Origin of the sequence: Ornithinibacter sp. (assembly GCF_035443565.1) — a bacterium.
GTDB lineage: Bacteria > Actinomycetota > Actinomycetes > Actinomycetales > Dermatophilaceae > Fodinibacter.
Window position 1 is genome coordinate 1 of the sequence record NZ_DAORSO010000225.1, and the last position, 2,696, is coordinate 2,696.

Annotated in this window: 3 protein-coding genes; 2 read left to right on the forward strand and 1 reads right to left on the reverse strand. The window is 67.5% G+C overall.

The window, feature by feature from the left end; all coding sequences use genetic code 11:
* Positions 1 to 719: 719 nt before the first annotated feature.
* Positions 720 to 998, forward strand: coding sequence for a hypothetical protein (locus PLL68_RS13680; RefSeq protein WP_324534995.1), 279 nt, complete (start codon positions 720 to 722; stop codon positions 996 to 998).
* A gap of 320 nt (positions 999 to 1,318) precedes the next feature.
* Positions 1,319 to 1,816, forward strand: coding sequence for a hypothetical protein (locus tag PLL68_RS13685; RefSeq protein WP_324534997.1), 498 nt, complete (start codon positions 1,319 to 1,321; stop codon positions 1,814 to 1,816).
* 107 nt (positions 1,817 to 1,923) lie between these two features.
* Here the strand turns inward: PLL68_RS13685 and PLL68_RS13690 are convergent, their stop codons facing one another.
* Positions 1,924 to 2,631 carry a 4a-hydroxytetrahydrobiopterin dehydratase gene (locus PLL68_RS13690; protein ID WP_324534999.1) on the reverse strand — a complete coding sequence of 236 codons (708 nt, stop codon included), beginning with the start codon at positions 2,629 to 2,631 and terminating at the stop codon, positions 1,924 to 1,926.
* Between the last annotated feature and the right edge of the window lie 65 nt (positions 2,632 to 2,696).

Below are 2,696 nucleotides of genomic sequence, written 5' to 3' on the forward strand. Positions count from 1 at the left end.
CTGCCGCGTTGCGAATAATCAGCCCTTCACAGCGGGCGTCCGGCTCTACGCTCTTCCCCATGCCTGAGCGGATTATTTATCTCCAGCTCAAGACTGGCTACAACACGGATCGCGGCCCGGCCTGGATCGCCCGGGTGCGGTGCACGCGCACTTGGCGGACCGCGAAGGTCCACGGACGAACCTTGGCCCGAGTCACGGGGACGGCCGGGGCCAACTTCGACTCCAATTTTTATGACGTCGAAACAGGCGAGGAGTTCTGGATGTCTGGTCCGAAGCGAGACCGCACGGACGGGCGGTACTCGAACCAGCGGCCGCAGGTCGACGAGGACGCACGCGACGCGTACGAAGCATTCTTGGCGGGTGCTCCGCTACCTGGTCGGGAGGCGGGGTAGCGGCGCCCTCTGCGCCGGTACTCAATTGCCGCGATCAGGCCGTTACGCGGCCGTCTTGCACTTGGGCTGACGGGGTGCCGCAGTGCGTTCTTGGTCGGGACAGTGGTGCAGGTGACGTGGGACCCTTGATCCATGTCAACGGGGGTGCCATCCGCACGGCGCAGCGCCATTGGGGCCGGCCTGGTCAGCCTGGTTCTCGCGGTCCATCTGGGCGCATGTACGTCAAGCTCGACGCCACTCACTCCGGCAGCCCGGTTCTCGGGGAGTCCCGAGGCGACGGCACGCGTGCCACTCGCGCGGTCGACCTGGCAACCGGGCCAGAGCGCCATGGCCGGGTCCATTCCAGGCACGCTCACGTTGGACGAGGCCGGTTGCATCCGACTGGAGGAGCAGGGCGGGCAGATGCAATGGCTGGTGTGGCCTGAAGGGTGGACCGCCGAGGTGACCGGTCAAGAGGTCGTGATCACCGAACCATCGGGCAAGCACAGCCTGCGAACGGGTGAACCAGTCGAGCTCGGCGGCGGCTTCATCAGCGTTGACCAGTACGCAGCGCAGCCGTGCGCATCCGGCCAGCCATGGCAGGTTGTCGGAGCAAACTTCAAGTAGGACGCACGAGCGTCAAGCACTGCGTACGAAGTCTGTCGGCTTACAACCGCTCCATGCCGCTCCTGGCGCACTAAAATGCAGTCGCGCGCGGGCGCATGGGACGAGATCATGCGTTCATGTCCGGACCGCGCCGCCTCTTCGACGTCGGTTGTGGTCAGTGGGTCCTGGACCGGCTCGTGGAGCCCCGCCACCCGGGTTGCCAAGTCGGCACCGCCCTACCGACCGGCTTCGACCGCGTGGTGCGCGTGCGGCATCCTGCAGGTGACGGCCGCACGTGGGTGCAGGTTGCCGCTTCCAGCGGTAGGCAGGTCCATCCCCTGGTGCAGTGGGGAAGCATCGCGCCGCACTTCGACGGCAGCGGCCGCTCGGGCGACGTCGACCCCGAAGAAGGATCGATCCCGCCTGAGAGCCTGGCAGCGATCCTGGAGCACTGCCCCACCGACCACGACGTGACCTACGCCGTCTGGGTCGGGTTCGGGTCCTGGGCCGACCGGGGCGACAGGCATGCGCTGTTGCCCGGGTGGGGTGGCCGGGACTACCTGCTCTTCGAAGCGCCAAAGGCTCCGATCATGACCTGGCCCGGTATGGACCCGATCTGGCCCCAGTCCGCCAACCTGATCTGGCCCAAGGATCACTCCTGGTGCGTCGCCACTGAGATCGACTGGGACAGCACCCTCATCGCGGGCCCCTACCCGGTCACCCAGGCGATCCTCGACGACGAACGCCTCGAGACCTTCGAGGTCGACTACGGCGACGACCTCAGCTGGTACGGCGACCACTTCAACCCACTCCCTGACTGGCTCCGGGCAAGGCGTTGAGCGCAGGAAGCGAATCGGGCAGGCAACCGGATATGCCGCGACGCGGTTGGTGCGTCCTACCGCGAGTCGCTCACGGCCGGCCGTCCTCCCAGAACGGGCTCGGCGGTTCAATCCCTTGTCGCAGCAGAGACGTCGACGCAGACCACTCCCTTGTTGCCGTCCTGGTCGGCGATCACGGTGAGCGAGGGCGCGTCGCTTTCATCGACGACGGTCCCGCCCGCGGCAACGGCAGCGGCGATCCGTTGCTCAGCCGCCTCGGGCGGCACATAGACCTCGATGTGGAACCGCGGACACGGCGCGTCGCTCTCGTCGGCGTCCCCGAACCACAGGTTCGGCACCCGTCCAGTGGCGTCCCGGATCTCGTCGCCGGGGGTCCCTCGGCCCTGGGACTCGGCGCTGCCCGTCAGTAGGGCAGCCCACACGGGAGCGATGGTCGTGGAGCGCGCCGTGTCGAGGCCGAGCTCGACTTCGCAGACCGAAGCCGGGTCGGCGTCGAGCTTGTGGTCGGCGGCGATCTCGGTGATGCGTCGCGCGAGGTCGACGTCGTGCTGGGTCACCCATTCGACGACGTGTCCCGTGCCCTCGTCGTCGCGGTAGACGGCGTCGTCGGTGACCAGCTCGAGATCGACGTGCCCCTTGCCGATCGACACGCGCGGGTGGTGTCCGAGCGCGTCGCCCGCTTCTCCCACCGCAGCGACGAACCGTGCTCCCGCGCCGAAGTCGTCGACGAGGTACCGCGCATGCAGCCCTTGTGCAAGCTTGCGCCAGTCACCCAAGTTGGCCTCGGCGATCTGCTTCCCCCTCAGCATGTCCATGGACGAGGACCCTATCCCCGGTTCGACCGCCAACGCGGGAGCGGATAACAACCGGATCTGCCGCC